We start from the raw sequence: 1,089 nt of genomic DNA, 5'->3' as shown, positions 1-1,089 counted from the left end.
CCGCTATTGAGCGTTGCCAGGGTCGTTGCGTTGTAATCGCGACTCTGGGCGGAGACCCCGACGATGTAGAGCGGCGCCGCGGTGATCGTACCGGGGCCGGTCGCGACCGTTGGCAAGATGTAGTTCGACAGCAGCGTCTGGCTGTTTGGCAGATACGAGGACACCGCCATGTTCGCCGTGATCGTCTTGTTGCTGCCGACGTTCTTGGTGTCAAAGGAGATTGACGACGACGGCACGACGTCCGCGCCTTCGCCAGCCACAAAGCCCAGAAGCTCGTAGTTCTGGGGCGTTAGCGTCACATAGCGTGTGCCGTCATACACCTTCGAGGGATTGCCCACGATGGATGCCGTCAACAGCGCCTGCTGAATCTCGCCGGTGCCGAAGGCCACCGTCGGTAACGTGTAGTTGGAAAGATTGGTGCCAGCGTTAGCGTCGAAATTGGCGCTGGAGAGCGAAGCTGACACGGCCTGCTTACCGACATTCTTCGAGGCGAAGATGCCGACGGTCTGGTTGACCGAAGCGCCCTCGCCTGCCGCAAAGCCGGAGAGGATGAAGTTCGCCGGCGTGAGCGTCGCGATGGTGGTGCCGTCGTAGACGCGGGTCGGGCCGTTGATGCCGGCCGTAATGAATCCGGCCAGGGGCGCCGGAGTGATCGTCCCAATGCCGGTCATCACCGTCGGCAGCACGTAGTTCGACAACACGGTGCCGTTCAGCGCGGTGAAGTCCGTCAGATTCAGGTTTGCCGTCACATTCCGCTGGCCGACATTCGCGGTGTCGTATGTGCCGTGGCTCTGAGTGACCGTGGCGCCCTCCCCGCTGAGGAAGCCGAAGAGCTGGAAGTTGTCGTTCGTCAGCGTCGCATCGGTATTACCGTCGTAGACCTTTGTAGGATTTCCTACGAGCGACCAGGTGAGGATGGCCTTGGCGATCGTGCCGTTGCCGGTGATGGAGGTCGGGAAGGTGTAATTGGAAAGTTCTGCACCGTTGCCCAGGCTGAAGTCTGACGGCTCGAGCAAGGCGGTGACCAGCTGCGTGCCTGCGTCTTTGCTCGCATAGGTGGCGCCGGCGCTCTGCACGACGGTTCCCGTC

General features: G+C 61.7%; 1 protein-coding gene. It reads right to left on the bottom strand.

Annotation, left to right across the window (positions count from 1 at the left end; translation table 11 throughout):
* A partial coding sequence (locus AC1DSN_RS23030; protein ID WP_477333205.1) for a YDG domain-containing protein occupies window positions 1-1,076 on the bottom strand: 1,076 nt, incomplete at its 3' end.
* Between the last annotated feature and the right edge of the window lie 13 nt (window positions 1,077-1,089).

It is taken from the genome of Luteibacter sp. P4_D7_3 (assembly GCF_056401735.1).
The sequence above is the reverse complement of the archived record's forward strand: the minus strand, read 5'-3'. Positions and strand labels throughout refer to the sequence as shown.